The 26,064-nt window shown below is 44.7% G+C and carries 20 protein-coding genes; 12 read left to right on the top strand and 8 right to left on the bottom strand.

The genetic code is table 11. The features are described 5' to 3' along the window. Positions 1-142: 142 nt before the first annotated feature. The 7 genes from KOE27_RS00720 (at position 143) to KOE27_RS00690 (ending at position 9,173) form a co-directional block, all read left to right on the top strand. The gene (locus KOE27_RS00720) at positions 143-3,886 is read left to right on the top strand and encodes a hydantoinase B/oxoprolinase family protein (RefSeq protein ID WP_215236964.1); all 3,744 of its coding nucleotides are present in this window, start codon (positions 143-145) and stop codon (positions 3,884-3,886) included. 899 nt (positions 3,887-4,785) lie between these two features. Further along, positions 4,786-5,892: a hypothetical protein gene (locus tag KOE27_RS00715; protein ID WP_215236963.1), complete on the top strand. Its 1,107-nt coding sequence runs from the start codon at positions 4,786-4,788 to the stop codon at positions 5,890-5,892. A gap of 8 nt (positions 5,893-5,900) precedes the next feature. After that, positions 5,901-6,425, top strand: a complete 525-nt coding sequence (locus KOE27_RS00710; RefSeq protein ID WP_215236962.1) for a hypothetical protein — start codon at positions 5,901-5,903, stop codon at positions 6,423-6,425. Positions 6,426-6,509: 84 nt separating this feature from the next. Beyond that, a complete protein-coding gene (locus KOE27_RS00705; RefSeq protein WP_215236961.1) occupies positions 6,510-7,286 on the top strand; it encodes an IS5 family transposase in 777 nt (258 codons plus the stop codon). Between the two features lie 254 nt (positions 7,287-7,540). Then, positions 7,541-7,966 carry a hypothetical protein gene (locus KOE27_RS00700; RefSeq protein WP_215236960.1) on the top strand — a complete coding sequence of 142 codons (426 nt, stop codon included), beginning with the start codon at positions 7,541-7,543 and terminating at the stop codon, positions 7,964-7,966. 135 nt (positions 7,967-8,101) lie between these two features. After that, positions 8,102-8,452 carry a hypothetical protein gene (locus tag KOE27_RS00695; RefSeq protein ID WP_215236959.1) on the top strand — a complete coding sequence of 117 codons (351 nt, stop codon included), beginning with the start codon at positions 8,102-8,104 and terminating at the stop codon, positions 8,450-8,452. A 151-nt stretch (positions 8,453-8,603) separates the two neighbouring features. Further along, positions 8,604-9,173, top strand: coding sequence for a dihydrofolate reductase family protein (locus KOE27_RS00690; RefSeq protein ID WP_215236958.1), 570 nt, complete (start codon positions 8,604-8,606; stop codon positions 9,171-9,173). Positions 9,174-9,183: 10 nt separating this feature from the next. Here KOE27_RS00690 and KOE27_RS00685 read toward each other — a convergent pair whose 3' ends face one another. Next, a complete protein-coding gene (locus tag KOE27_RS00685) occupies positions 9,184-9,579 on the bottom strand; it encodes a Crp/Fnr family transcriptional regulator (protein ID WP_215236957.1) in 396 nt (131 codons plus the stop codon). Positions 9,580-10,025: 446 nt separating this feature from the next. On the opposite strand from KOE27_RS00685, the gene KOE27_RS00680 reads away from it, so the two are divergent. From KOE27_RS00680 to KOE27_RS00670, 3 genes are all read left to right on the top strand, one after another. Further along, the gene (locus tag KOE27_RS00680; protein WP_215236956.1) at positions 10,026-10,442 is read left to right on the top strand and encodes an OsmC family peroxiredoxin; all 417 of its coding nucleotides are present in this window, start codon (positions 10,026-10,028) and stop codon (positions 10,440-10,442) included. 131 nt (positions 10,443-10,573) lie between these two features. Beyond that, positions 10,574-11,422 carry a helix-turn-helix domain-containing protein gene (locus KOE27_RS00675; protein WP_406566844.1) on the top strand — a complete coding sequence of 283 codons (849 nt, stop codon included), beginning with the start codon at positions 10,574-10,576 and terminating at the stop codon, positions 11,420-11,422. 129 nt (positions 11,423-11,551) lie between these two features. Then, positions 11,552-12,046 (top strand): hypothetical protein, encoded by a 495-nt coding sequence (locus tag KOE27_RS00670; protein ID WP_215236954.1) that lies wholly within the window; start codon positions 11,552-11,554, stop codon positions 12,044-12,046. Positions 12,047-12,216: 170 nt separating this feature from the next. Here KOE27_RS00670 and KOE27_RS00665 read toward each other — a convergent pair whose 3' ends face one another. The 4 genes from KOE27_RS00665 to KOE27_RS00650 all read right to left on the bottom strand — a co-directional run bounded on the left by KOE27_RS00665 (position 12,217) and on the right by KOE27_RS00650 (position 19,565). After that, positions 12,217-13,629 (bottom strand): APC family permease, encoded by a 1,413-nt coding sequence (locus tag KOE27_RS00665; protein WP_215236953.1) that lies wholly within the window; start codon positions 13,627-13,629, stop codon positions 12,217-12,219. Positions 13,630-13,761: 132 nt separating this feature from the next. Further along, on the bottom strand, positions 13,762-15,246 hold the full coding sequence (locus tag KOE27_RS00660; protein ID WP_229252574.1) for an aldehyde dehydrogenase (NADP(+)): 1,485 nt from the start codon (positions 15,244-15,246) through the stop codon (positions 13,762-13,764). A gap of 367 nt (positions 15,247-15,613) precedes the next feature. Continuing rightward, on the bottom strand, positions 15,614-17,533 hold the full coding sequence (locus KOE27_RS00655; protein WP_215236952.1) for a DUF3857 domain-containing protein: 1,920 nt from the start codon (positions 17,531-17,533) through the stop codon (positions 15,614-15,616). 16 nt (positions 17,534-17,549) lie between these two features. Continuing rightward, on the bottom strand, positions 17,550-19,565 hold the full coding sequence (locus KOE27_RS00650) for a DUF3858 domain-containing protein (RefSeq protein WP_215236951.1): 2,016 nt from the start codon (positions 19,563-19,565) through the stop codon (positions 17,550-17,552). 257 nt (positions 19,566-19,822) lie between these two features. Here KOE27_RS00650 and KOE27_RS00645 point away from each other — a divergent pair, with 257 nt between their 5' ends. Beyond that, positions 19,823-20,914 carry a Gfo/Idh/MocA family protein gene (locus KOE27_RS00645; RefSeq protein ID WP_215236950.1) on the top strand — a complete coding sequence of 364 codons (1,092 nt, stop codon included), beginning with the start codon at positions 19,823-19,825 and terminating at the stop codon, positions 20,912-20,914. A gap of 144 nt (positions 20,915-21,058) precedes the next feature. Continuing rightward, positions 21,059-23,107 carry a T9SS type A sorting domain-containing protein gene (locus KOE27_RS00640; protein ID WP_215236949.1) on the top strand — a complete coding sequence of 683 codons (2,049 nt, stop codon included), beginning with the start codon at positions 21,059-21,061 and terminating at the stop codon, positions 23,105-23,107. 61 nt (positions 23,108-23,168) lie between these two features. On the opposite strand, the gene KOE27_RS00635 is transcribed toward KOE27_RS00640, so the two are convergent. The 3 genes from KOE27_RS00635 to gltX form a co-directional block, all read right to left on the bottom strand. Beyond that, the gene (locus KOE27_RS00635; protein ID WP_215236948.1) at positions 23,169-23,948 is read right to left on the bottom strand and encodes a TIGR00266 family protein; all 780 of its coding nucleotides are present in this window, start codon (positions 23,946-23,948) and stop codon (positions 23,169-23,171) included. 96 nt (positions 23,949-24,044) lie between these two features. Further along, positions 24,045-24,296, bottom strand: coding sequence for a hypothetical protein (locus tag KOE27_RS00630; protein ID WP_215236947.1), 252 nt, complete (start codon positions 24,294-24,296; stop codon positions 24,045-24,047). A gap of 118 nt (positions 24,297-24,414) precedes the next feature. After that, positions 24,415-25,965, bottom strand: coding sequence for a glutamate--tRNA ligase (gltX, locus tag KOE27_RS00625; protein ID WP_215236946.1), 1,551 nt, complete (start codon positions 25,963-25,965; stop codon positions 24,415-24,417). Between the last annotated feature and the right edge of the window lie 99 nt (positions 25,966-26,064).

Here is a 26,064-nt window from a genome sequence, read left to right as displayed (position 1 = left end):
AAAAAGTCGGGTCAATGAGAAAACACTAATCTCATTGACCCGACTTTTTTGTGATATCCCAATCCGATTTACATATTTCTGGTTTTGTTTAGAATACAGCGTAATTTGCTTCTCTGTTAAGTCAAGCGCTAATCCAACTCATTTGAATACCCCGACTGCACCCTGGAAAATATGGATAGATACCGGCGGAACCTTCACCGATTGCCTCGCTGTTGATCCTGCCGGTACTAAAACTCGTATTAAAATTCTGAGCTCTGGCAGGCTGAGAGGAAGGATAACGAGGAAAATCGGTCCTGCTGTTTTTGAATTTGACGCTCCCTGGTTATTTACTGATCAGCTTTTGAAAGGTTATATTTTCAGTCTGAGGGATCACGAAGAAACCTCCCGGGTTGTTTCAATCAATTTCAGCAACAAAACCCTGATCATCGCAGAGGAACTTCCTGATGTAAAACAGGCCGACTTTGAGATATACAGCGGGGAGGAGGCTCCCGTACTGGCGGCAAGGCTTCTTACCCAAACACCGCTCCGTCGCCCCCTTCCACCTGTTGATATGCGGCTGGGTACCACCAGGGGGACCAATGCGCTTCTGGAAAGAAAAGGCGCCCGTACCTTACTTGTCGTTACCAAAGGCTTCAAAGATTTGCTTTATATAAGTAACCAGCAGCGTCCTTCACTTTTTCAGCTCAACATTCCCGAACCTCCCTTGCTTTATTCCGATATTCTGGAAATAGATGCCCGGATGGATGAAAAGGGCGAAATTCTGGCTCCGTTTGTTCCGGAAAGTCTATCGCTCAACCGTCTTCAGGATTACGATTCCGTAGCCATTTCGCTGTTGCATGCCTACAAAAATGACGTACATGAAAAAGCGGTTGAAAACCTTTTAAAAGAAAAAGGGGCAATGTATGTATCTGCATCGGCAGCGCTTTATCCCTTTTCACATTATTTGAGACGAACGCAGACAACGATGGTAAATGCTTACCTGGATCCCGTCCTGGACCAGTATCTGAGCAGTATAGGGCGATCTCTCGGGCATGGAGGCCTGCGGGTGATGACAAGTTCCGGAAGCTTATCAGCTACTGTCGGCTTCCGGGCAAAAGACAGCCTTCTGAGCGGCCCGGCAGGGGGTATAGTGGCAGCCGCCAACGCCGCACAGCGACTTGGTTTTTCCAAAGTACTCACTTTTGACATGGGTGGCACCAGCACAGATACTGCCAGGATCGATGGTGTTCCTGAATTAAAATACATTACACAAATCGACGGTATCGAATTCCATAACCCCACGCTGGCAATTGAAACCGTTGCCGCGGGTGGTGGGTCGGTTTGCTGGTTTGATGGCTTTTCCCTGCAAGTGGGTCCCCAAAGTGCTGGGGCCGCTCCTGGCCCTGCCTGCTACGGCGCGGGGGGACCGCTGACAATAACGGATGTTAATTTATTACTGGGAAAACTGGACTCCGGGAAATTCGGTATTCCGATAAACCCTGGTGAAGCAAAGGAAAAACTGGCCGGTCTGCAGCAAAGTATTTACAGCCTGACCGGAAATTATCTCTCGCAAACCGAAATCCTGAAGGGACTGGAACAAATAGCCAATGAAAAAATGGCTGATGCGATCAAAAAAATTTCGGTTGCAAAGGGTATTGACCCTGCCGATTATACGCTTTTCACCTTTGGAGGCGCCGGAGGACTTCACAGCTGCCAGCTGGCCGACCTCCTGGATATCAAAAGTGTGGTGATTCCCTATGATGCCGGACTTTTCAGTGCGGTCGGAATCGGGGAAGCATTAATCAGCAGCCTGTCTTCACGCCAGTTGTCACTTCCCTGGAATGAAGTGGAAAGTGACCTGGAACAAATCATTGCGGAACTCCATCAGGAAGGTATCCTGGCGCTTGGCGCACAGCATGTAACGGACCACGAAGTTGCCTTTTGCTCCGTATTTCTACGCTTTGCAGGTCAGGAAAATGCAGTTGAGGTACCCTATGAACGGGAAATGACAAGGCCAGCCTTTCGGGCGCTTTACACATCGCAGTTCGGTTATTATCCCGAAAGCGGCATTATTGAAATTGAAAGTATAAGACTGATGGTTCGCCAGAAAGCGGCTGTGCAGACGCCTCTGAATATAAAAAAATCAGGAACAAGGGTACCTCCCTCAACCACCGACAATGTACTTTTGAATGGAAGTTTATATGAATGGGACAAACTTGCTCCGGGCAGTGAAATAACATCACCGGCCATACTACTCAACAATACTTCCACGACGTATCTGCCGGATGGATGGAAACTGATCATTCAGGAAAATATGGATGCCGTTGCCTTTCGTGATTCCCCGGCTGCTGCTGCCGACGAAACCCAGAGCGAAGAGGTTGCCTTACAGCTCTTTACAAACAGGTTTGAATCCATTGCAGAGGAAATGGGTGCCCAGCTGCAGCGCACTGCTTTTTCCGTCAACGTAAAGGAACGGCTTGATTTTTCCTGTGCCCTGGTTGATCCCGACGGTGAGTTACTCGTCAATGCACAACATATACCGGTGCACCTGGGGAGCATGGGAATTTGCACCCGGCTAGTGAAAGCATATATTGAGATAGGCCCGGGCGATGTTATCATCACCAATCATCCCAGGTACGGAGGTTCGCATTTACCGGATATCACGCTGATCGCCGGTGTATTTACAGTTGAAAAGGAATGTATAGGATATGTGATCAACCGGGCGCACCATGCGGAGATCGGAGGAAAAACACCGGGCTCCATGCCACCTGATGCCACCAGTCTTGCCGAAGAGGGAGTGGTGATATTACCTCAGTATCTGGTCAGAGAGGGAGTGTTCCAATGGGAGCTGATCCGTGAGCTTTTTAATGCAGGTCCTTTCCCAACCCGTTCTTACGCCACAAATGAAGCCGATATTATCGCTGCCTTATCGGCCTTGCAAAAAGGCAGCAGCCAGCTTTTGCTATTGGTGGAGCAACATGGTTTACCTGTTGTCAGGAAACATATGCAGCTCTTAAAACAAAGTGCTGCAAAACAATTGAAAGCGGCCTTAACCGGTTATGAAGGAAAGGTTTTCGAAGCGTCGGAGGCCCTTGACGACGGCCATTTGATTTCGGTAAAAATATCAATAACCTCGGACAAACAGCTCTTTGACTTTTCCGGCACCTCGGGTGTCCATCCCAATAATCTCAATGCCAATCTCTCCATTTTATACAGCGCGATTCTATACGTGCTCCGTTTACTGGTAAACAAGGAAATTCCGCTCAACGACGGGCTGATGAAAAATGTGGAAATAAAACTCCCTGACAACAGCTTTCTCCACCCCGTTTTTTCCGATGACGTGAGTCTTTGTCCTGCCGTAGTAGGTGGCAATACCGAAGTGAGCCAGCGCCTTGTAGATACCTTACTCAAAGCTTTCGGCCTCGCTGCCTGCAGCCAGGGAACCATGAATAATTTCCTTTTTGGCAACGAACATTTTGGTTACTACGAAACCATAGGCGGAGGCGTTGGCGCCGGGCCGGGATTTGCAGGAAGGTCCACCGTACACCAGCACATGACCAATACCCGCATCACCGATCCGGAACAAATGGAGCTCAAATACCCCGTAAGGCTACTGGAATTTGGGATCCGTAAAAACTCCGGAGGTAAGGGATTGTATCGTGGCGGCAACGGCATGATCAGAAAAATTCAGTTTCTTAAGCCCTTGCAGGTAACATTGCTGGGACAGCACCGTACCATTGCACCCTATGGCCTTCAGGGAGGACATAGTGGTAAATGCGGAAAACACACCCTGGCTACCGGTAACATTGCCCGGGCCTTACCCGGAATCTGCAGCCTTCGAGTTAACACCGATGATATACTGACCATAGAAACACCGGGAGGTGGTGGTTACGGCCAGACCCTTTAAAATATCCGGGTGAATGCCCCTTGCCCGTGGCATTTAAATGAACCGGCTAAATAACAACTTAATCTTATTATCAACTTTCAAGAACGATATCATAAGCGATAGATATCTAAAAATGTCTAAAAGTCGGGTAGAGTTGAGAATTTTTCCAAAAAAAGCCAAGGGCGTCAAGCAATATTTTTGCGCAAAAATGTTTGTCCTAACGCTTTGCGCGGTATATCCTTTTCTATCAATGATCCTGTTAGAGCTGAATACTTGGTAAGCGAAAATCCAGTATACTGCCAAGAATGTAACCATACCGTAGCAATCGCAATGCAGCAAAAAGTTGACGCCGACATTTACACAGAAAACATTCTACTAATAGTAAAAAAATAATAGAAATAATTAGATCCAACAGATCCAACCTCAGAAACTATAGGCCGCCTTAAAGCAACAAAATGTATCATAAACGATCACAATTCAATATATTATTACCACCTAACGATATTTGATTGTATCTACCAAAAAATTTATCTTATATAAACATAACCTTCTATTTTTGATTATATTTATATAATTTAAGGCAATTATCATACACATACTTTTATCTAATTTTTAAATCTTATGAAGACAATTTATTCGTTTCCTTTACTACTGCTATATGTCCTCCTATTCGGATTGGCAATATATGGCTGTTCAATACCTACAGACACCTTATCTGATCGCCAAAGTTCAAATGATAACCCAGGCGATTTTGATATTTTGAAAGTGAGAGCCAATTATGAGGAAGAAATGAGTAAGCTCTCTAATTTAAAACTACGGGCAAGAATAAAAAAGAAAGAATTCTAAGACGAAAATTACAATGGGAAAATACATACGGTGTTACTAGACCAGATGGAGAAAGATTGATTGTTCCATTTTCTTTGGAGGAAGAAATTTTCTTGATTGATAGACACGGCGGCTCCGTTTCATATGGAGCCTCTTCCTTTTTTATTGTTTCTAAGAAAAATAATAAGAATTACAGTTTTGAGATCGCAACCTTTATTCCAGATGATCCTGAGAACCAAAAAGATCAGACTGAAAATTGGAGCGGAAAGATTGTAGTTGAAGATGAAAAGGGGGAGTTCGTGAGAGCGCTTATGGTTCACAACGGAAAAATCGTAAACGAATCAGTTAACTCCGAAGGAGGCCGAATCGCACAACAGGATTGTTATGAGGTTGACTACAGTTCATGTGCATACGTTCCAGACATCGGTTATAGTGCTCCGTGTCAGTATATGTATACACAGGTAATATGTTTTCCATCCGTTCCACCACCGACAAGTACCTCTTCCAATGGCTTTATGGGTGTCGTTGGCGGCGTAATAAGTTATGGAGGTGCAACCGGGGGAGCAGGTTCAATCTATGGGCAGGTGGTCGGCAGGGTGTCCAGCCTTAAACGCTTTACAAATTATACGACTGCGCAATTAATACGTTTAAACGATGTTTTGGAAGAGCTTGTTGCAAAGTGCGTAGGGAAAACTATTTATGGGAATCTGGTTGCCGCAAACCATCGAATGGATTGGTATATTGATCCCAATCTGGCAAGTTCAGGAGGGTATCAGCCGGCCAGTAAGAAGGTAATTTTTCAGTCCGCCGGGGAAATAAATTATCATACCCTTACAGAAGAATTGTTTCATGCATATCAAAATACTCATTACCAAGGTGGAACAACTCAATATTTGACGAACGGGAAATCAAATATAGAGTTTGAAGCAAAGCTGCTGCAGGATATGGCGCGTATAATTAATTCCGATGGGTGTTGCATGACGGTACCAGACGCCTTTACTCCCGAGTATTATAAGTGGTTAATTGAAATAACCTCTGGTGGGACGAAGTATCCCACCAGTTATAATACGATATCGAATAAATACTTCTACTATTTGGACCTCTTTAAACAAAGATTTCCGGAATATAATTATCCAACTATTCCCAATCTCACACCGAATGCCATGTTTAGCTTAATTAATTTATCCAAATGTCCTAAATGAAATGAATTATGAAAATGAAGCTAATTGTGATATTATTGCTAAATTTTAGTATAGCGAATGCTCAGAAATACCTTGGAAAAACCTCATTTAAGGTGAAAGGAGAAACGTACAATATAAACCGAATAGATAATGGAAGTATAAACTCACATTCAAGATTTATGAGTATTGGAAATTCACGGAATGTGCTAAAAAAAGAAAAAGTACAGATGTCGAGCAAAATCAGGAATAATATTTTAAACGATATTATCACAACGGAATCGGAGCAAAAGAAAATAAAAGATATCATTACAGCCAAATTTCCTTCACTGATTAACAAGTTTAAAAATGAAAAATTTATAGTAGTATATTATATTGGCCCGGCAGGGGACATCAGAGAGTTAGAGTTTCTTTTGCAAGACGATACCCAGTTTACACCAGATGAGCTGTATACCCTAGAAGCAACCTTAAAAAAAGAATATAAATTCAAAATTCAGAATAACGGCATGGAGGGATTAAGTTTTGTTCCCTTATATTGGCAAATCCGGTTTAATTGAAGTTAATAAATTGCATTAGAGCGTGTTTGGGAATTGAGAAGAATAGAGATCGTACCATCTTTGCAGTGACCAAACGTTAAAGAGTTGATTAAACAGTATATTAGACTGACCGATCTCCAATGGGGTGCAATATCGGTATTTTTGGATACAAAACGTAAGCGGAAATTGAATCTGCGGGATGTTATAGATGCGATTTTCTACATTTTAAGAACAGGTTGTCAGTGGCGAAACTTACCCGATAGCTATCCTCCCTGGCAGGCCATATTTTGGTATTTTTCCAAATGGAAAAAGTCAAATATTTTCGCAGAAATTAATATTGCCCTCAATAAGCTCGATAGAAAAAACAATGGCAGAGATGAAAATCCTGCTATATTTAGCGCTGATAGCCAATCAGTTAAATTGGCTCCAATGATTTGGGAGAACCGTGGATTGGACGCCCACAAAAAAGTAAATGGGAGAAAAAGACAATTTCTCGTTGACAGTGGTGGAAGGCTTTGGTTTGCCAAAGTACATGCTGCAAACATACATGACGGTGCAGCTGCATTAGGATTTATGCCAGACATTATTTGCCAAAACGAGCGCTTGGTTAAAATTTATGGTGACCAGGCGTATGCAGGAGTTTTCGCAGACGAGATTGAAAAACATAAGATCAAATTTGAAAAAGCTGCTAAGCCCGAATCAACGAAAGGCTTTATTCCGGTTGCCAAAAGATGGGTAGTCGAGAGAACTATTGCTTGGTCTAATTTCTTTAGAAGAATTGTCAAGGATTATGAGTATACCGTCACATCCAGTGTAGGATGGCTGTATTTAGCGAATATTCAAATCATGTTACAACGAATTTACTCAACAGACAAAATATAATTCCCAAACACGCTCTTAGTATAATTTCCAGAAGAATGACATGCGGAATTCACAGCTCACGAGAAATATTTTCTATGTCATGCCAAGGATAATTCAATATCGTTAAGTTAAAGTGTAATAATTTTTAACTTAACGATATTCATACAGTTTCTATATCCTTTCTGCATGTATTTCCTCTACAAATTAGATTCCAATAAAGCGCAAACAGCCGTAATTATATTGTGAATGCGGTTCTTTCTTGATTGACTCACTTTATGAAAACAGCGATTCAATTTGCCAAGTACCTAATAGTATTCATGCTACTAATAAACTTACCCCCGGTATCGGAAATTCTTTCGATATTCCTTTACGACACTGCGGGTATTCCATTCTATTTCGTCAGTAAAGATGCTCGCTATTTTTCAAGCGGAGATATAACTACGATAGAAAAAAGCGACAGTTATCATATGTACCAAAAGAATTTGCCCAAAGCAGATCACAAATTGTACCGTTGCTATCGAAAAAGAGAGTGGAAATATCTATTCATGTGGCGCATATATCTCACTAAACCCAATTGGACCACTCCTTATATCGATGAACCATTTTTTATTGATAAGTTTTATTATGGATTTATATCTAAACCAGGCCCCTATCAATGGAATGACCATACCCAAAAATGGGAAAAGGTAGCTAAGAAATAAATACGATCCGTTGATGTCATTATTAAATGAACTGATTATCTGCGGATTAAAATCGCATTGGGCTTTCAGCTTCAGGTTCTAAATATCAGATAATCAAAGGACAAACATCTCCATCCATACAGCTGACAACACATCATGAGTTCCAAACGGCAGAAGACGGTTATCATTGCCATATTATCCGTCATCATTATTTCAAATACGGCCCCCGTATCATTTATACTTGGGTTTATATTTCAGGACAGAATCTTTTATGGGTTCGACTTCTTTTACAACAGCGGCCAGTGCGGATTTTCCAACAGGGGCCTGGCTATAGAAAACCACGAAGAATTGATAAGCGAGTTTAAAAAATACAGCCAGAAGAATCCATCTGATTCTATTCTATACAGAACCTTCAAAATTTACCCGCTTAAATTCTGGTTTTGGAAAGAATACATTTTTGATCCCAAATACAGGCTCCCTTATAAGGAGCCTTGTAAAAACCTGTGAATTATTTTTGCGTCAGGTTACATCAGAAACCTGCCAGGCTATGCCCTCCTTTTACAAATCTCTCATTGTAACACGAAAAAGACTTTGCACAGCATAACATTTGCCTATATTTACAGGAAAGCAATCATTGACAACCAGTAAATACCGAACCATGAGAAAAGTAATTTCATTTATGCACATATCTCTCGACGGCTTTGTAGCCGGGCCAAATGGTGAAATGGACTGGATCAAGGTGGATGAAGAAATTTTCGATCATGTAGGTAAGCGTATCAGTAAAGGCGACACCGCATTGTACGGACGGGTAACGTATCAAATGATGGAAAGTTACTGGCCTACCGCCGCCGACCAGCCCGGAGCATCCAGGCACGACATCGAGCATTCTAAATGGTATGCCCAGGTTCATAAAGTGGTGCTGTCAAAAACGATGACAGATGCGGGCTTGACCAACACAACCATTATTAGCGACAATCTTTCGGATAACATCAATGAAATAAAACAACAGCCGGGCGGGGAAATCCTGGTTTTCGGCAGTCCCAAGGCCACACATTCGCTTCATCAGCACAACCTGATTGACGGCTACTGGCTTTTTGTCAACCCCATTATCCTTGGGCAAGGCATACCATTGTTTACAGACATCAAAGACAAAATAAAACTAAAACTGATATCTACCCGGCAATTCACCTGCGGCGTAACCGAACTGAACTATATTACCTGTGAATGAACGCCTCAGATTATCCATACTGATTCCGAATCCGGCTGAGATGCTCCTGTGGCCGATACCCAGATAAGATGCTATATAGCCCAGTTTCAGCTTCTCCTGAATATACCTCCGCATCTTCCAAAATCTCAATGTGGTAAATGGAAGGATTCCCGGTAAAAAGGCTATCAATTGCACTTACGATTCCTCCTTCGCCTGTAAACCATGCCGTTACATCCTTACCATCTTTTAAATAATAAACCCTGGCAAACCCTTCAGCCAGGAAATGAAATTCGCGACATATCTCTCCGTTTCGAAGCAGCAAATCTCCCTTTGCAGGTTTTCGGAAAACCGTAATAGCGTTAATGGCTTGCTGAACCTCGATCGAAAGCGGGGTAATCTTAGATAAGAAGTTTATAAAGGCATTCACTCGGAGTAATTGTATAGTCGCAAGGGTAAGACGGCGATTGTGAGAGGGAGGTCACCTTCGTAAAAAAGCCAGGCAGGACCTGAGGTTGATAAGAGGCAAAAACCTCCACCGTTGTTATACATCTGGTGTTTTGAAATACTTTGTAATCGCTCCACATACTGAGCCGATAATAAATGCAGTGTAGTTTTTGACGTCATCTCCTTACCATGTACCATCCAGTATACCAATGGAATTTTGATGGTTCTTGTGGTTAGTCCAAACCACAGGTTTAATTCGGAAATTACATAAACACAGGCGAGGGTCGTCTGCGAGGACACAAACGATGGATAAGGAGGTCAGGATGACCCAAATTGCCAAATTGTCGGCCTGATATGCAAGGACTTTCCAGTCCGAATGTCCCAACTTTGCATTGTCAATATCGACGGTAATATCTATCTGATACAAATATGCAACGGAAAGCAAAAGCGCATTGGGCAGGAAGCCTAAAGGAAGGAAAAGGAGAACTAACTACACAAAGTGAAATTTTAAACAAAACAAATTACAGTTTCAGGACCCGTTTTGTAGGAGATGAAAAAGGGACCAACCCTGAAGAATTGTTAGCAGCTGCCCATGCAGGGTGTTTTACGATGGCCGTAAGTTATGCGCTGACAGAAAAGGGCATCTTTCCGGTTTCGCTGGACACGGAAGCGGTTGTAACCGTGGATGGATCCGGAATTACCGGCGTGCATCTATCAATAACAGGTAATGTGTCAGGCTCCAGTTCAGAAGAATTTGAGGCAATCACGAAGGAGGCAGAAAAAAACTGCTTAATTTCGAAAATATTGAAAGTACCGGTGACATCGGAGGCGGTACTTGTTTCCTGATACCCCTACTGAATAACGGAATAGAAGATCTTCAGCAATGTCTCATTCATAACTTTGTCCATACTTAAATTGGCTTAGTTTTGAATGAGACCTTTGTTGTTATTTTACATTTAAAAGCTATCATTTTACTAATGGTTACCGACTATAAAAAATTCGATCTGTTTGGTAAGACACTTATTCAAAAGCTGGATTTAAAGCCACCTTTCGAATTTACCTTTCCGGTGGCGGAGCAAGCGTGCTTCTTATATATGTTGAAAGGTGAAATGGATTATCGATCAGAAGGAGATCATTTGGAAATAAAAACCCATCAATCCTTATTGCTGAATTGTCTGAATTCCGGAAAACAAATCCAAAACAGCCGTATAGATCGCAACGGTGAAATTGTAATTGTTACGTTTCACGCAGATATTCTGAAAAAAATTTACGACCGGGAGCTCCCTCAGATTTTAAAATCAAACGACCGCGTAACGAATCAATCCAGAGCTGCAATTAGTAATGATTTCCTGATTCAAAAGTATATAGACGGACTCCTCTTTTATTTCGAGAATCCATCCTTGGTTAATGAGGAGATTTTGGTTTTAAAGCTAAAAGAGATTATTCTTCTCCTATCGCAGACACAGGATGCGGAGATTGTACAAGTCATTCTATCCCAGCTTTTTTCTTCAACAAAATTCACATTCAAACAGATCGTAGAAGGCAATCTGTTTTCGCAAATCGGCATAGAAGGCCTGGCAGAGAAATGCAATCTGAGTGCATCTTCCTTTAAACGGGAATTCAGGAAGCTATATAATGATTCCCCCGCCAATTATATCAAAACCAAGCGTCTGGAGAAGGCGGCAGAGCGCCTGCTTGCTTCTAATGGGCGTATTACGGATATAGCTTATGATTGTGGTTTCAATGATCTGGCAAATTTTACTAAAAGTTTTCATGACAAGTTTGGCACCTCTCCATCTCATTACCGGTCCAAACAAAAAGAATAACCAAATGTAGCCTGACTTTAACAGGACACGGTGTTTCAGAGATCCGATTCACCAAATATCTGAACCAATCCATAAAATTATTTTATTTTTATTAGCCCAACTTTGTGCCATTAATAAAACACAAAAATTATGGGACTCTCGTATTTAGGCATTTTTCACACCGTTATTGGTATTATAGCCATCATCGCAGCATTTGTATCTCTATTCAAAAGCGCCAGGATAGATTTGGGAAAGTTATCCGGAAAAATATATTTCTATTTCACCCTGTTTGCCTCACTGACAGCTCTGGGTCTTTCCAGTGTCAAAGGGGTCAATCCAGGACATATTCTTGCACTTTTAATTATCATCCTGATCTTAACGGCTTACTATCTGTATGCGAAGAAACCGGGAAACAACCGATCACGTTTTTTCGAAAACTTTTTTCTTTCATTCAGCTTCTTTCTGTCGCTTCTTCCAACTGTAAACGAAACATTCACCCGTGTGCCGGTGGGACATCCTTTGGCAAGCGGGCCGACAGATCCATTGATTGGCAAGACGCTTCTCATATTGTTCCTACTGTTTATTCTGGGTTCCGTTTTGCAGTTCAGAAGGCAACGAAAAATAAATAGGTTAGCCCGATTATGACGTTTTATGTGGATTGCCGGCTTCGAGTCCGAATAGCTACATATCTGGCTCTCGTTTCCCTTGGATAGTTTCCTAATAACGCTACATACATGCTTGTCCGCGCAAAAATGAAGACAGGAAAGGGAGAACGGAGACCAACTATTTATACACTTTTATTCCCCCTCTCGGGCCTAAGCTTTAATGTCCTTGCGTGCGATGAGGTAATAAACCGGGATACCCAGCAACACAATGACAAGCCCCGGCCAGGTATACTCCGGCTTGAAGAAGATCAGCAAAACACAAAAAGACACGCCCATGATCACGTAAATAATGGGCAGAAAAGGGTACCCGAAAGCTTTGTAGGGCCTGGGGGCATCAGGCATTTTTTTCCGGAGAATGAAAATACCTATAATCGTGAGCATATAAAAAACAACCACTACAAAGGAGATCATATCTAGCAGATTACCATATTTACCACTCAGGCTCCACAGGCAGGCAATGATACACTGTATCCAAAGGCCAAATCCGGGAACGGCGTTTTTGTTCAGAACCCCCACTTTTTTGAAAAACAAACCATCTTTGGCCATGGAATAGTATACCCTTGCGCCTGACATGATCAGCCCGTTATTACAGCCAAAGGTCGAGATCATGATCATTACCGCAATGATGATGGTACCCCAATTCCCAAATATCATTTGTGAGGCAGATACTGCCACTCGGTCTTTGTCCGAAGCAGCTATTTCCTGAAGTGATAAAACGCCGGTATACATGATGTTGGTCGATACGTAAATAAGCGTAACGATCAGCGTCCCCAGGCCAAGGGCAAGGCCGATATTCCGCTGCGGATTTTTGATCTCTCCGGCTATGAACGTCACGTTATTCCATGCATCGCTGCTGAAAATTGAGCCTGTCATGGAAGCAGCAATAGCACCGAAAGCTGCAATGGTCGTATATGTTTCGATACTTCCATCCAGATTGAGCTTATGAAGATCCCACATCACAGCTGCATCCCAGTTGGCACTCCATACCTCCGGTTTCATAAAAAGCAGCCCGAAAACGATGAGGCCCAACAAGCTCAGCAACTTGGCAAGTGTAAAGGTAGTCTGTATGATTTTTCCGCTGTTGATTCCACGTGTATTAATAAACGTAAGGAATACAATAATGACTATTGAAAGCAACTGTGCCGGTGATATCTTCAGAAAACCCAGGTCCAGGGCCACCAGGTCTTCACTGAGCTGGGGAATGAGGTAGGCGGTAAATTTGGCAAAGGCAACCCCCACAGCAGCAATGGTGGCAGTTTGGATCACTGTAAAAAAACTCCAGCCATACAAAAAGCTGATGAGCGGGTTGTAGGCTTCCTTCAGATAAACATATTGTCCGCCTGCTTTTGGAAACATCGCGCTCAGTTCACCATAACTTAATGCAGCCGTCAGGGTCATAAATCCTGTAATAAGCCAAACAAACATAAGCCAGCCTACGCTTCCGGTATGGCGCGTTATGTCGGCACTGACAATGAAAATACCCGAACCGATCATACTTCCAGCTACCAGCATGGTGGCATCAGTAAGGCTCAAAGACGGCTTGAATGAAGTTTTTTCGTTCATTATAAGGCTTGGTCGTGAAATAGAGTTGTAAGTATATCACTAAAAAATGGCAACCCCTGCGGAATTGCCATTTTATTGACCTACTATTTTATTGGTAAAGCCTCTGAATTGAATACTTGTAAAAATATCAGATCACCCCAGGGCTTCCTTTGTCAGTTCGTTATTTACGGTTCGCCATATTCCAAGCGGATTGGCATTTTTCAGTTCATCAGGCAATAATTCATCGGGCCAGTTCTGATAACTGAACGGGCGAACGAAACGTTTGATAGCATCCGGACCAACGGAGGTAAACCGGCTGTCGCTCGCAGAAGGGAACGGACCGCCATGGTGCATGGATTTGCATACCTCCACGCCCGTCGGAAAATTATTAAACATGATCCTGCCACATTTGATCTGGATCAGGGAAATCAGCTCCTGATTGGCTGCGAGGTCCTCTCCGGTACCGAGTAAAGTAGCCGTCAGCTGCCCGTGTATCGTATCTGCAACTGCCTTCATTTCAGCCACATCCTTACATTTCACGATCAGAGCAAATGGTCCGAACACCTCTTCCTGCAAGTGTTCATTGGTCAGAAATTCCTCCGAAGATACCGTTGCAACCGTAGGAATACCATGTCCTTCCAGTATTTCCGCTTCGGCCACAGCCACGATTTCCACACCTGCCTGGCTCGTTACGATGTCCTTATTGATATAATATCCCTGTGCTATCCCGGTGTTCAGCATTTTGGCCGGAGATGCCTGAGCTATGACTTCTTTTAATGAATGGATAAAGGTATCCAGATCCTCACCTTCTGTACCAATTACCAGGCCTGGATTGGTACAGAATTGTCCAACTCCCAGCGTAAGCGAGCCTGCATATTGTTTGGCAAGATCAGAGGCTGAGGTTTTCAGTTTTTCCGGCAACAGAAACACGGGGTTAATACTTCCCATTTCCGAGAACACCGGTATCGGGTCTTTCCTTTTATTTCCAAGTTCCACCAAAGCCATTCCGCCTCTGTACGACCCTGTAAAACCCACTGCTTTGATCACTGGATGGCTTACCAGCAACTGTCCGGTGGTATAAGTGGAACTTACTACATGCGAAAATATACCTTCCGGCATCTCACTTTTAACCGCTGCACGGCTGATGGCGTCTGCCATGAGCTGAGAAGTTCTGGGATGGCCCGGGTGCGCTTTTACCACCACCGGGCAACCTGCCGCAATAGCACTTGCGGTATCCCCGCCTGCAGTCGAGAATGCGAAGGGGAAATTGCTTGCGCCAAATACTGCCACAGGACCTAATGGTATATTGGTTTTTCTGATGTCGGGCTTGGGAGGTGTCCGTTCTGCATTAGCAGTGTCAATACTGGCGGCCAGGGAATCTCCGCGTTCAACTGCATCTGCATAACTCCTCCACTGGAAAATCGTTCTGCCTTTTTCGCCGGTCAGCCGGGCCTCGGGCAAATTACTTTCTGCCATGGCTGCCTCAATAAGTTCCGGACCGAGTGCTTCAATTTCATCCGCAACGGCACGCATGAAAGATATCCTTCTGGAAAGAGGATATTGTTTTGTAATCAAAAAAGCCTGCTGCGCCTTTTCCAGTATATTCTCTAATTCAGTTGTTGAAATATCCTCTGTCATGATTTTTAAACTTTAAAATTTGGTACGCGGGTAATATAGATTGAGTGTTAATCACTTGGTAACAATTCCGGGCCTCTCCGAACTGTCCGTGCCTGCCATGCATAACAGTAGGTAGCGTCTCCAGGTTCGGTAAACTGCCCATACCAACGATTAATACGCATCTGTTGGCTATATAGGCCAGCTTTTGCCAGATTAAATATTAACACGGGCTGTGACCGGTATACAGAAATTTCTCCAAAGATAACGGACTATGGTTTGAGATATCTTTCAGTAATTAATCAATTATTCGCAGATCTTACCATGAATGCTGCCAATACCCACCCATTGCAAGACAGGATACTGCAAAACAACCCCACCCGCCCGACGATTACTTTTTCACGAGAACCACCTGCGCGCGGTCAGCCTTTTTAACAGCTTTCAGAAAATCAAGCCAGGCCGTATACTCCGCCTTCTTGTATCTTCCTCCCTTCATGGTCAGCTTTCTGAAATAGATGAGTTTGTTATCCGAAAGCGTGGCAGACGCCTCATAAACACCGAAAGCCGATTGTATTTTAAAAGCTGGCAAAGCCGATTCGGGTACAAAACCGGCAGGTAACTCAAAACGCAGGCTATCCGCATCCGTAAAATTATAAGTACCCGGCGGCAAGTAAAAATCCGTTTTCCTTTCCGCCTGGATGGGTAGTTCTACAGTCCTGGTCATCAGGTTTGGTTTCAAAAACAACCTGGAACCTGTTTTTCCTGCAAAATTCCTGACATCCATTTCCAGTGTTTCTGTAACAACCGGCTGCAGAGATGTCCCTGCCAGAAATTCAAATCTTTTCAATTCTACACTCGGCAGATTGAGGTTATTCAACAGCCATTTTCTCTGGTCGTCATGCGAACTGTTATCCAGCAGTCTCTTTCTGGATTCGTGCTGAAGGCCTCCGTACACCGTTTTGGTTGAAAGCTGTCCCGCACCGTTTTCATCCAGTTTAATACTGGCATTTCTGCGCCTGAAATTCGACCCGGAATCATAACCAGGTGTCGCTACCAGTTTTCCGTTTTTCGGCATCACCAGCAATGCATGCCGGTTGCCCGTGAAACTTCCCAAATAATTGGGTTGAGATGTCTGACTGGTACATTCCAGCCAGATGGTATCCTTATCAGCAATGGTGCAGGCTATCACATGATTGAACTGGCTGGAAGGAAATTCAGTATTGATTTTTTCGTCATCTCCTGCCTTAATGAGCGCGGCATACGACTCTATACCGGCCTGTTTTAAAGATGCCAGTACAAAATTAGTCAGTGCCTTGCAATCGCCATATCCTTTCGTAGCCACTGTGGTGGCATCAATGGTTTGCCATCCGCCAATCCCCAGTTGGATACTATAATAACGGGTGCGGCCCTGTACCCATTTATATATCCGATACACCTTTTCTTTTTCAGTTTTACAGTCTTTGACAAGATTTTTGATTTCCTCCACCGTCGCGGCGGGCAGCACGTCCCTCCCGGCATTAAGGTCATAGTAAAACTTACTCATATCCTGCCAGTTGGTAAAGTTTCCCGCATAATCCTGAATTTCAAACTCGCTGGGCGCCGTCAGTACCATGGGATTCAGGTCAATGTCAGGCAATTGAAAAGATTCTGCCTCTACAACCGGAATGTTATTCATCACCCACTGGTAGTTGTCATTGCCGTTTTTGTCTTTTGATTTCTCCGCCGACGGTACACCGTTGTACTCCTTGTAACGAAACTCAAAACCAGCCGGAACGGTAATTCTGAAAATCGATTTTTCAACCGACGTTTTCGGCCCGCCAAGCGGATCCCAGGCAGGGTAAAACATCATGTTTTTATCCTTTGTTTCATAGCTCAATTCCAGCGTATAGGGATATGGATAGCTTTTTTTACCAAATTCAACAAGCTTTATCCTGGAATCGGTCAACTCATTGCCGGATGCACTGTAGTCCTCAATATCCGAAGCTTTTAGCCTTCTGAGGAGTTTGCCATCTGCTCCGTATATCGCTCCCGATACATCCGTGATTTTGGTAAGCTTGTTATAACCGATCACGGTCTGGCTATACCTCGACTCTCCGTTTTCATTCAGAATTGTGATGACTCTCCGTTTACGGCTTCTGGCCTCCGATTTTGACTGGACCTCAAAAATATCTTCCTCCAGCCTTATAATCGCATCTGCATCTTTGATGAGCGCCGGGGTAACTTTCCCGAAAATGAATTCCTCCTGCCCGTAACAACAAGGTGTACCCAACGCACAGCTGATCATTACAATCATTAAATGTAATTTTTTCATAACCGGCAGCAGGATATCAGTTTACTTTCTTGATTACGAGTGTCTGCGCATGTTTTTGTACAACACGTTCAAAAAGCTCTTTCAGGTCTCCATATTCTTCTGCCGCAAACTGCAGCTTGTTCACTACAATCACACTACTCACCTGTATCATATTGTCGGCCTGCCTTACCTGGTAAGTGAACTTTCCGGCTTTCTCTGGTAATGAAATGATCTCACTCTTGGGTATCTCTTCCAGTTTATATCCTGCCGGTATTTTAATGTTGGCGATGACTGTCTGCGAAATCCCGCTTGCCATATTGAGCGGATAAATACGCTCGGGGCTCTTCAACGGGTTTTCGGTCCATTTGTTCACCATAATCGGGTTCAGGTAAATCACATCTTCGGAGGCATTCTCCGGTTCAATCGTAAAACCACATTTTATTTTGACAGTGCCCAGCAGGTCCTCTGATTTATTGGCGATCGTAATGGTATCAATTTTCCAGTCCGATAAGCTTTTCCTGAGCTCCTTTTTGTATACGTCATCGGTCTCCCCTGCGTATTTTCCCCGCCAGCTCAAAGCCTCGTAACCCGACATGGATATATTATAGGTTCCTTTGAGGGTGCCTTCTGCCGGGTCAACGACGGCCTCAATCATATCAAGCCTGCTTCTGCTGTCCTTGGGTACTATCTCCAGAAACCGCCCCGTTCCTTTGGACGGAACCAGCCTTCCGATTTCATTCAGGGCATGCTCCGGCAGCATTCCGGGCTTGGCGTAGGGATTGGTTGCATCCAGCAGATATTCCTTTTCACCCATTTTAACATGGCAGATCACATAGTTAAACCGATCCATGAGAGCGAATTCGGTTGATATCCGCCCGTTGCTCCTGGTACTTAATACAACCGGGTTGGCGTCCAGCCCCAGTTCACGCAGCAAGGTGGTGAGCATGATGTTCACTTCCCCGGCAGTTCCCTTCTTTGCATCAAACGATTTTTTCACACCCCCGCTGGACCCCAGTGCATAATCTCCATTCCATTTCATATAGTCCTTCACAAAATCATACGCCAGCAGCATACGCTTTTCGGGGTCAGTGGCTGTGGTTTTTATATTGTCCCGCACATCTTTCAGGTACCCGCTCTTTCTCAGTTCGCCTCCAAACCAGGGCACACTGTTGAGTGTCTCATCCACATTTTCCCAGGTTTGTGAATACTTTTTCTCTATTTCACCTTTAACAGATATGCCTGAAAGTTCAAAATCGATATGGGATATATAATCCGACGGAGTGGTAATCAACGGCTCATTCCTGAACGCGGGCGCATCCTTCACTACGAACCTGTAGGAAGTTCCTACACCGTTATACGTGCTGTGCCCGAGCGTCAGATTCTCCTGCTGGCGCTCGTTCACATCCAGAGAAAGATACCCCTTCATTGCCATTTTGTAGTCAAGGAAATAAGGGATTTTAATTCTGTATTCACTCCATTTGAAAGGCACAGAGCCCTGGAAAGACCAGCCGTCCGGCTTGTCACGCAGATTAAACGGAGTACTTCTGGTATAGGAATATTCAATAACCGAACCCTTTTTAACATTCGGGAGATTGAATTTATAAGCCTTATATTTATCGGACAGCTTTTCGGTCTTTACAGATTTCCGATCCATTTTAGTGGTGACGATCTGCCCGTTCTCAAGATTGTGGGTATACGCTACTAGGCCGTCTATCCGCTCATCAAGCTTAAACTCCCCGCCATCCCGGAAGGGCAGCGAAACAGAAGCTCTGTCCAGTGCCGATTCTTTCAGGATTTTGATCCGTGCCCAACATTCCATCTCCAGCACAATGCCTAGGTTGGAGTCGTAAATAAACCGGACCTCACCATAGTCGTAGAGGACTACCGCATCAGCCGTGCTGTCCTTTTCATAGGCCGTCATTTCCAGAGACTGCCGGTCTATCTGGCCTAACTTTGGTTTGTAATCATTTTGTGAAAAAGCCTGGAAAGAAAACATCAGGCATGCAAAGAGCAGCAGTCCTCTTGCGGAAGGTAAATTTCTGGAATGTTTCACTGTACTAAATAGAGGGTGAGTTTTTTCACATAGTTGCAACCTTTAATTTGAATTTCAAACTCTTTTGCCCCTAATATTGTATATTTTATTATTACTGGTTACAAATCAAAAAAAGGATGATGCTTATCAGCATAAATGCCGTTTATGAGTTTTCTCTATACCGGATTTATTCCTTATTTTTGATGTTTTTTACTTGCCTGCTGAAAGTGGCCGGAGCTCCCGGCAATCCTTACAATCTAAATGTTAATTGAGTTACTATGTCTTCTTTAAAAAATGGAAATCCACTAAGAGTTCTGGTGGTAGGCTGTGGTAATATGGGTGCATCGCACGCCTTTGCATACCAGTTACTGGACGGTTTCGAGATTTGCGGAATTGTATCAACCGGAAAAAGCAAAGAAATCCTGAATGAAAACCTGGGAGGCGGGTACGACCTTTACAGTGATTACGAAGAAGCCCTGAAAGTAACCAGGCCCGATGCAGTCTGTATTTCCACCTATCCTGATACGCACGAAACTTTTGCCATTCAGGCATTGGAAAGCGGTGCACACGTTTTCATAGAAAAGCCATTGGCTGCAACCGTTGAGGGAGCTAAAAATGTAGTGGCGGCCGCCAAAAAGGCAGGGAAACAGGTAGTGGTTGGTTATATTTTACGCCATCATCCATCCTGGGAACGTTTCGTGGCAGAGGCTCAGAACCTCGGCAAACCCTTGGTCATGCGCATGAACCTGAACCAGCAAAGCCATGGCTACATGTGGGGCGTACACCGCAACCTGATGAAAAGCCTGAGCCCAATTGTGGACTGTGGCGTTCATTATATAGATGTGATGTGCCAGATGACTCGCTCCAAACCTCTTCGTGTGAATGCGATCGGCGCGCGCCTTACGGAAGATATCCCTGCCGGAAACTACAACTATGGCCAGCTTCAGATCTGGTTTGAAGATGGATCCGTGGGCTGGTACGAAGCGGGCTGGGGACCAATGATCAGCGAAACTGCTTTTTTTGTGAAGGATGTGATAGGCCCCAAAGGCTCGGTTTCCATTGTGGCAAAGGACGCAGGCGGAGCCGGAAAATCATCGTCAGTAGAAGCTCATACAAAAACAGAATCCATCCGCGTCCACCATGCCGACCTGAACGACCAGGATGAATTTGTGCAGGAAGATACCTGGATCAACCTGGAAGACGAGCCCGACCATCAGGAATTGTGTAACAGGGAACAACGCTTTTTCCTGAAAGCAATCCTGGAAAACACAGATCTTACCGATCACCTGCAGGATGCAGTGACCAGCTTGCAAATTGCATTTGCCTGCGATGAATCTGTACGCACGGGACGTACCGTTGATTTGGTTTAGAACTATTCCGAAATAAAAAAAACCTGTGGAATCTTCGCCTGATTTCGCAGGGTTTTTTATTTTAGGAATCCGACAACTTCCAAAATAGGAATTGGGATTATATTATCTTAACTTTCACTTCCGTTCTATACTAAATATGGCCGGATGCTATCATCACAACTTCAGTTTGTCCAGTTTTTCTCACGCACTTTTCTTAACACTTCCGGCAGGATTACACTACTTTTCTGTCTGATCACCGGCTGCTGTTCGGCACAGTTACTGATTACCAACCCCGTTAACAATCAAGTCATGCAGCGGGATCTTCAAGACTCGGCCAGTATTGCCGTTACCGGATATTGCTTTTATCCCTACAGTACTCTGACCGCTACCATTACTCCGGAAACCGGCGGTACGGATATACATTACGCCATACCGGCGGCTCACATTACCCAAGGCTTTTTCTCATTCACCACCCGATTAAAGGCAGGAAGCTACCGGCTGGAAGTAACAGGTACGAGGTTAAATCACGAGACGGATATAGCGCTTGTTCCAAGGTTCGGAGTGGGCGAGGTCTTTCTTGTAGCTGGCAATTCCAATGCAATGGGCATGCAGAATCTGGGAGCCAGGGACGCGTCGGACAGGGTGGTTTCTCTCAACGATACCAACAAATACCTCAACAACGAAAACATAACCGTAGCACAGGACCTCCCGATGCGCTCCATGGAATTTGAACCCATCAAAGCCAAAAGCCTGCTGTATCCTACCGGCGAAACCTCCTGGTACTGGGGAGAACTTGGCGACATGCTTGCTGACAGGTTTCGGGTACCGGTTCTTTTTATGAATGCTGCCTGGGCAGCTGCAAATGCCGCCAACTATAAGGACGCAGCTTCCGGAAAAGATGGTTTTAATATCTATGTAGGTAAAACCTGGCCAAACCGCCAGCCTTACAGCAATATCAAAAATACATTAAGATACTTCCATGCTACGCTGGGAATCAGGGCAGTATTGTGGTCACATGGAGAAAATGACGCGCAGCTTGAAGTGAAGGAAGAGGATTACTTTTCAAGTATTAAATATCTGATTGATAAAAGCCGGACAGATTTCGGGGTAAAAATCCCCTGGATCATCGCCGAAAACTCAGCCGGCTTGTCCATTCCGAGGCCTGTACCGGCCATTGTAAATGCGCAGCGCAGGCTTGCTTCTCTCAAAGATTTCAATACCTTCCAAGGCCCCAACCTGGATACTGTGCAAATACCCAGGACGATCAACGCACATTTTGAGAACGTGTCTGGCGGGGTGCAGGGCCTGACCCTGGCCGCCCGTTCCTGGAACAGGAATCTGTCCGACTCTTTGTTCAAAACAGTGAAGCCCTATCTTCCATCGGTTTTTATCCATACCGGCGTGTTACCCTCCAGGACATTCCCGGGTGCGTCTTTTACCCTGCCCTACAGGACGGAACCCATTCCGAATATCCTGGCCGTGCATGCCGAATTACTGGATGCGCGCGGAAAGTTTATTGACACAGTCGGCACAGGGAAAAATGGGCTTGCCAATATCACCCTCCCCGCCAACCTGCCCAACGGTGAATATAAAATAAGGATTACAGGAAGCCACCCCATTCTTCCGGGCAGCGTAACCGATATTTTCCGGATTGATCATACCTTAAAACAAACCAACTTCATCCATTCCCTGCGGACCGACATGGAGGATTCAGAGGTGAGGATTTCCTGGCTTATGGCAGTTAACAATGATATTGCCGACATGGTGGTTCAAAGAAGTACCGACCGGCAGGTTTTCTCGGATTTGCCCGGGGGGCGTTTTGTAAAAACGGTAAACCAGTCTAACCTATATACCATCACAGATCCCATCAGGGGCGACAAAGGCATATACTATCGTATTGAGTATCGTAGTCCCGATGGACTGAAAAGCTATTCGCCGGTAATTGCCATGTTTCTGAACGGTGAACCTCAGCCTCTCAGGGCATTCCCGAACCCTGTAAGCGGGCAACACTTTTATGTCAGATCAGATATTGAAGGCGACATGCATTTTTCCCTCTATGATAACCTTGGACATCAGTATCCTATCCGGACTTCCAAAGATGATGTGATCGGGCTTACCTCCATCCGCCCGGTTAATGCCTTATCTGCGGGCACCTATATTTTAAAAATAATTTCGGAACAGGGATCTTATACACAGCTGATAGTGATCAGGTGAATCACCAAAAAAGGTACGGAATTGCTCCCATACCTTTTTAGATATTTGATATGATCAAGGCTTAATCCTCAAACAAACGACCCAGTCCGCCGATTACCGAACCACTCTCTTTGCCGGAATTGGGCCCGCCCACGGCCAGCCGTTGAATCAGTTTGGAGATCGGCATGGACTGTATCCAGCAGCGCCCGGTACCACGCAATGTTGCCAGGAACATACCTTCCCCGCCAAAAACCATCGATTTAAGTCCTCCTGAACGCTGTATATCAAAACTCAGCGACTGCTCAAAAGCCACCACGCAGCCGGTATCTATCCGGAGGGTTTCATTATTCAGATGCTTTTCCATTACTACTCCTCCGGCATGTACAAAAATCATCCCGTCGCCCTTCAGCTTTTGTAATATAAAACCCTCTCCTCCGAATAAGCCCGACCCGAAACGCTGGTTAAAATGTATTTTCATACTGGTTCCCATAGCGGCGCAAAGGAAGCCATCTTTCTGCACGATCAGTTCATTACCATAAATTTTGGAAAGGTCTATCGGCATGATGGTACCAGGGTAAGGCGCCGAAAAAGCCACTTTTTTCTTCCCCACACCACGGTTGGTGAAGTGCGTCATGAACAAAGACTCGCCGGTAAGAATGCGGGTACCTGCCTGGAATATCTTACCCATGATACTTTGGTTGGCCTCCGAACCATCTCCCATTTTTGTTTCAAACTGAATGCCGTCTTCCATAAACAGCATTGCTCCTGCTTCGGCAATGACGGTTTCATTGGGATCCAGTTCAATTTCAGCCACCTGGATATCGTCTCCTATAATTTTGTAATCAATCTCGTGCGAATTCATGTTTTATACAGCTTAAAGTTCGTGAATATGTTTTTCCATTTCCTGCCAACAATTTATCACCCTGTTCTTCCGGCGGATTGCCCCTACCTGGCTTTCCTACTCCTCTTCCTCCTCACTGATCGTCTTCTTTTTGGACTTCCGCGTTTTTCTTCCCGGAATATCTTCCCTGTCCCGCAGCTTTTTATCATCCACATTTTTATTCAGGAACTCATTGATACGATCCATATCAAAGCTTGTCGTGATTTCGCCAAAAGAATTGATCTTGATGTCAAAACCATCCAGGTCTTTATGAACGCGCGGCTTTTCGGCAGCAGGTTTCGAAGTATCGGTTTGTTTCTTCTTAGCCATAGGTTTTAAAAGCTGTCAGCGATCGGATTTTTGCTGAACAAATAAAAATTATTGTTTACGAAAGTATAAAAGCATGAATCTGTTTTCAACACAAAATGATCCAACGGTTATAATACAATTATGCCAGGCGAATCTGAGCAGGTAAACGGTCAAGGGCTATCTGAAGCCGGTTGACCACTTCGGCTTTCCCAAGTATTTCCATAATAATCATAAGGTCTGGTCCTGCTCCGGCACCCGTTACGGCCAGGCGTAATGCCTGCATTACTTTCCCCATTTTAATACCCAGCGCTTCCATTGTTCCCGAAAGGATCGTCTTGATCTGATCTGCAACGAAATCTCCTTCATATTTTTCCAATGCTTCCTTGAAACCAGTGATCGCACTTACCGACTCCTCGTTCCATTTTTTGACTACCACATCCTGATCATATTCCTCCGGTGCTGCAAACAAAAAGCGTGACTCCTCCACAATTTCCTTTACAAAATGAACTCTGTCTTTCAGCAGATGGACAATCTGCCCGGCTTGTCCGCTGGTCACCTGCAATCCGTTAGAAGCCAAAAGCGGAAGTACTTCCTCCCTGATGGATTCTTCGGAGCGGTGTTTCAGATACTGCTGGTTGAACCAGTTGGCTTTGTTGATATCAAAACGCGCGCCCGCTTTATGTACTCTGTCAAAACTGAAAGCTTTGATCATTTCGTCCATACTGAAAACCTCCTGCTCCGTACCAGCGTTCCATCCGAGCAGGGCCAGGAAATTAGCGGTTGCCTCGGGCATATATCCTTCTTCACGAAAACCTCTGGCCTTGTCGCCTGTTACAGGATCGGTCCATTCCAGCGGAAAAATGGGGAAACCACCCAAATCAGCATCCCTTTTGGATAGCTTACCGTTCCCGTCCGGTTTTAGTAAAAGCGGTAAATGGGCAAACTGGGGCATTGTGCTTTCCCACCCGAAATACCGGTACAGCAACACATGTAACGGAGCAGAAGGAAGCCATTCCTCTCCACGGATCACATGGGTGATTCCCATCAGATGGTCATCCACGATATTAGCCAGGTGGTAGGTTGGCATACCGTCGGATTTGAGCAATACCTTATCGTCAATCTGACTGGAATGTACCACCACCCAACCCCTGATGAGATCGTTGAACCGTATGTCCTCCTTGGGCATAATTTTCATCCTGATCACATAAGGCTCCCCGCTGGCAAGGCGGGCCTGTGTTTCTTCTGCCGGAAGCGTGATGGAATTCGTCATCTCCATCCGTGTAATGGCATTATACTGCACGGCTGCTACTTTAGCTGCTTCCAGCCGTTTACGCATGGCATCAAGCTCCTCGGCGGTATCAAAAGCATAATACGCCTTTCCTTCCTGTACAAGCCTTTCAGCATAGGCACGGTACATTTCTTTCCTTTCCGACTGGCGGTATGGCGCATGAGGGCCACCGGTTTCCGGCCCTTCATCAATTTCAATTCCCAGCCATTGCAATGCTTCAAGGATATAAGCCTCTGCTCCCGGAACATACCTGGTCTGATCGGTATCTTCAATCCGGAGAAGCATCTGACCGCCCGTCTGCCTGGCAAACAGATAATTATATAATGCTGTCCGCACACCTCCCGCATGCAGCGGGCCGGTAGGACTTGGTGCGAAACGCACCCTTACTGCTTGATTACTCATTTCTTAAACTTCTGTTTATTGATTCAAACCACACGCTCACAGGAGCTGGTTTGTTTTTATAAAAATCGGGAAAACGATGTACACAGATTGCTCCGCACA

It is taken from the genome of Dyadobacter sp. CECT 9275 (assembly GCF_907164905.1).
GTDB classification, from domain to species: Bacteria; Bacteroidota; Bacteroidia; order Cytophagales; family Spirosomataceae; genus Dyadobacter; species Dyadobacter helix.
Note: the sequence above shows the minus strand (reverse complement) of the source record. Positions and strands in the feature narration are given on the sequence as shown.

Coding starts and splice junctions, on each gene's coding strand:
- KOE27_RS00710 (WP_215236962.1), top strand. CDS start 5,901: ATGAAAATGAAGCTAATTGTGATATTATTGCTAAATTTTAGTATAGCG.
- KOE27_RS00700 (WP_215236960.1), top strand. CDS start 7,541: ATGAAAACAGCGATTCAATTTGCCAAGTACCTAATAGTATTCATGCTA.
- KOE27_RS00695 (WP_215236959.1), top strand. CDS start 8,102: ATGAGTTCCAAACGGCAGAAGACGGTTATCATTGCCATATTATCCGTC.
- KOE27_RS00690 (WP_215236958.1), top strand. CDS start 8,604: ATGAGAAAAGTAATTTCATTTATGCACATATCTCTCGACGGCTTTGTA.
- KOE27_RS00680 (WP_215236956.1), top strand. CDS start 10,026: ATGCAACGGAAAGCAAAAGCGCATTGGGCAGGAAGCCTAAAGGAAGGA.
- KOE27_RS00675 (WP_406566844.1), top strand. CDS start 10,574: ATGGTTACCGACTATAAAAAATTCGATCTGTTTGGTAAGACACTTATT.
- KOE27_RS00670 (WP_215236954.1), top strand. CDS start 11,552: ATGGGACTCTCGTATTTAGGCATTTTTCACACCGTTATTGGTATTATA.
- KOE27_RS00665 (WP_215236953.1), bottom strand. CDS start 13,629: ATGAACGAAAAAACTTCATTCAAGCCGTCTTTGAGCCTTACTGATGCC.
- KOE27_RS00660 (WP_229252574.1), bottom strand. CDS start 15,246: ATGACAGAGGATATTTCAACAACTGAATTAGAGAATATACTGGAAAAG.
- KOE27_RS00655 (WP_215236952.1), bottom strand. CDS start 17,533: ATGAAAAAATTACATTTAATGATTGTAATGATCAGCTGTGCGTTGGGT.
- KOE27_RS00645 (WP_215236950.1), top strand. CDS start 19,823: ATGTCTTCTTTAAAAAATGGAAATCCACTAAGAGTTCTGGTGGTAGGC.
- KOE27_RS00640 (WP_215236949.1), top strand. CDS start 21,059: ATGCTATCATCACAACTTCAGTTTGTCCAGTTTTTCTCACGCACTTTT.
- KOE27_RS00635 (WP_215236948.1), bottom strand. CDS start 23,948: ATGAATTCGCACGAGATTGATTACAAAATTATAGGAGACGATATCCAG.
- KOE27_RS00630 (WP_215236947.1), bottom strand. CDS start 24,296: ATGGCTAAGAAGAAACAAACCGATACTTCGAAACCTGCTGCCGAAAAG.
- gltX (WP_215236946.1), bottom strand. CDS start 25,965: ATGAGTAATCAAGCAGTAAGGGTGCGTTTCGCACCAAGTCCTACCGGC.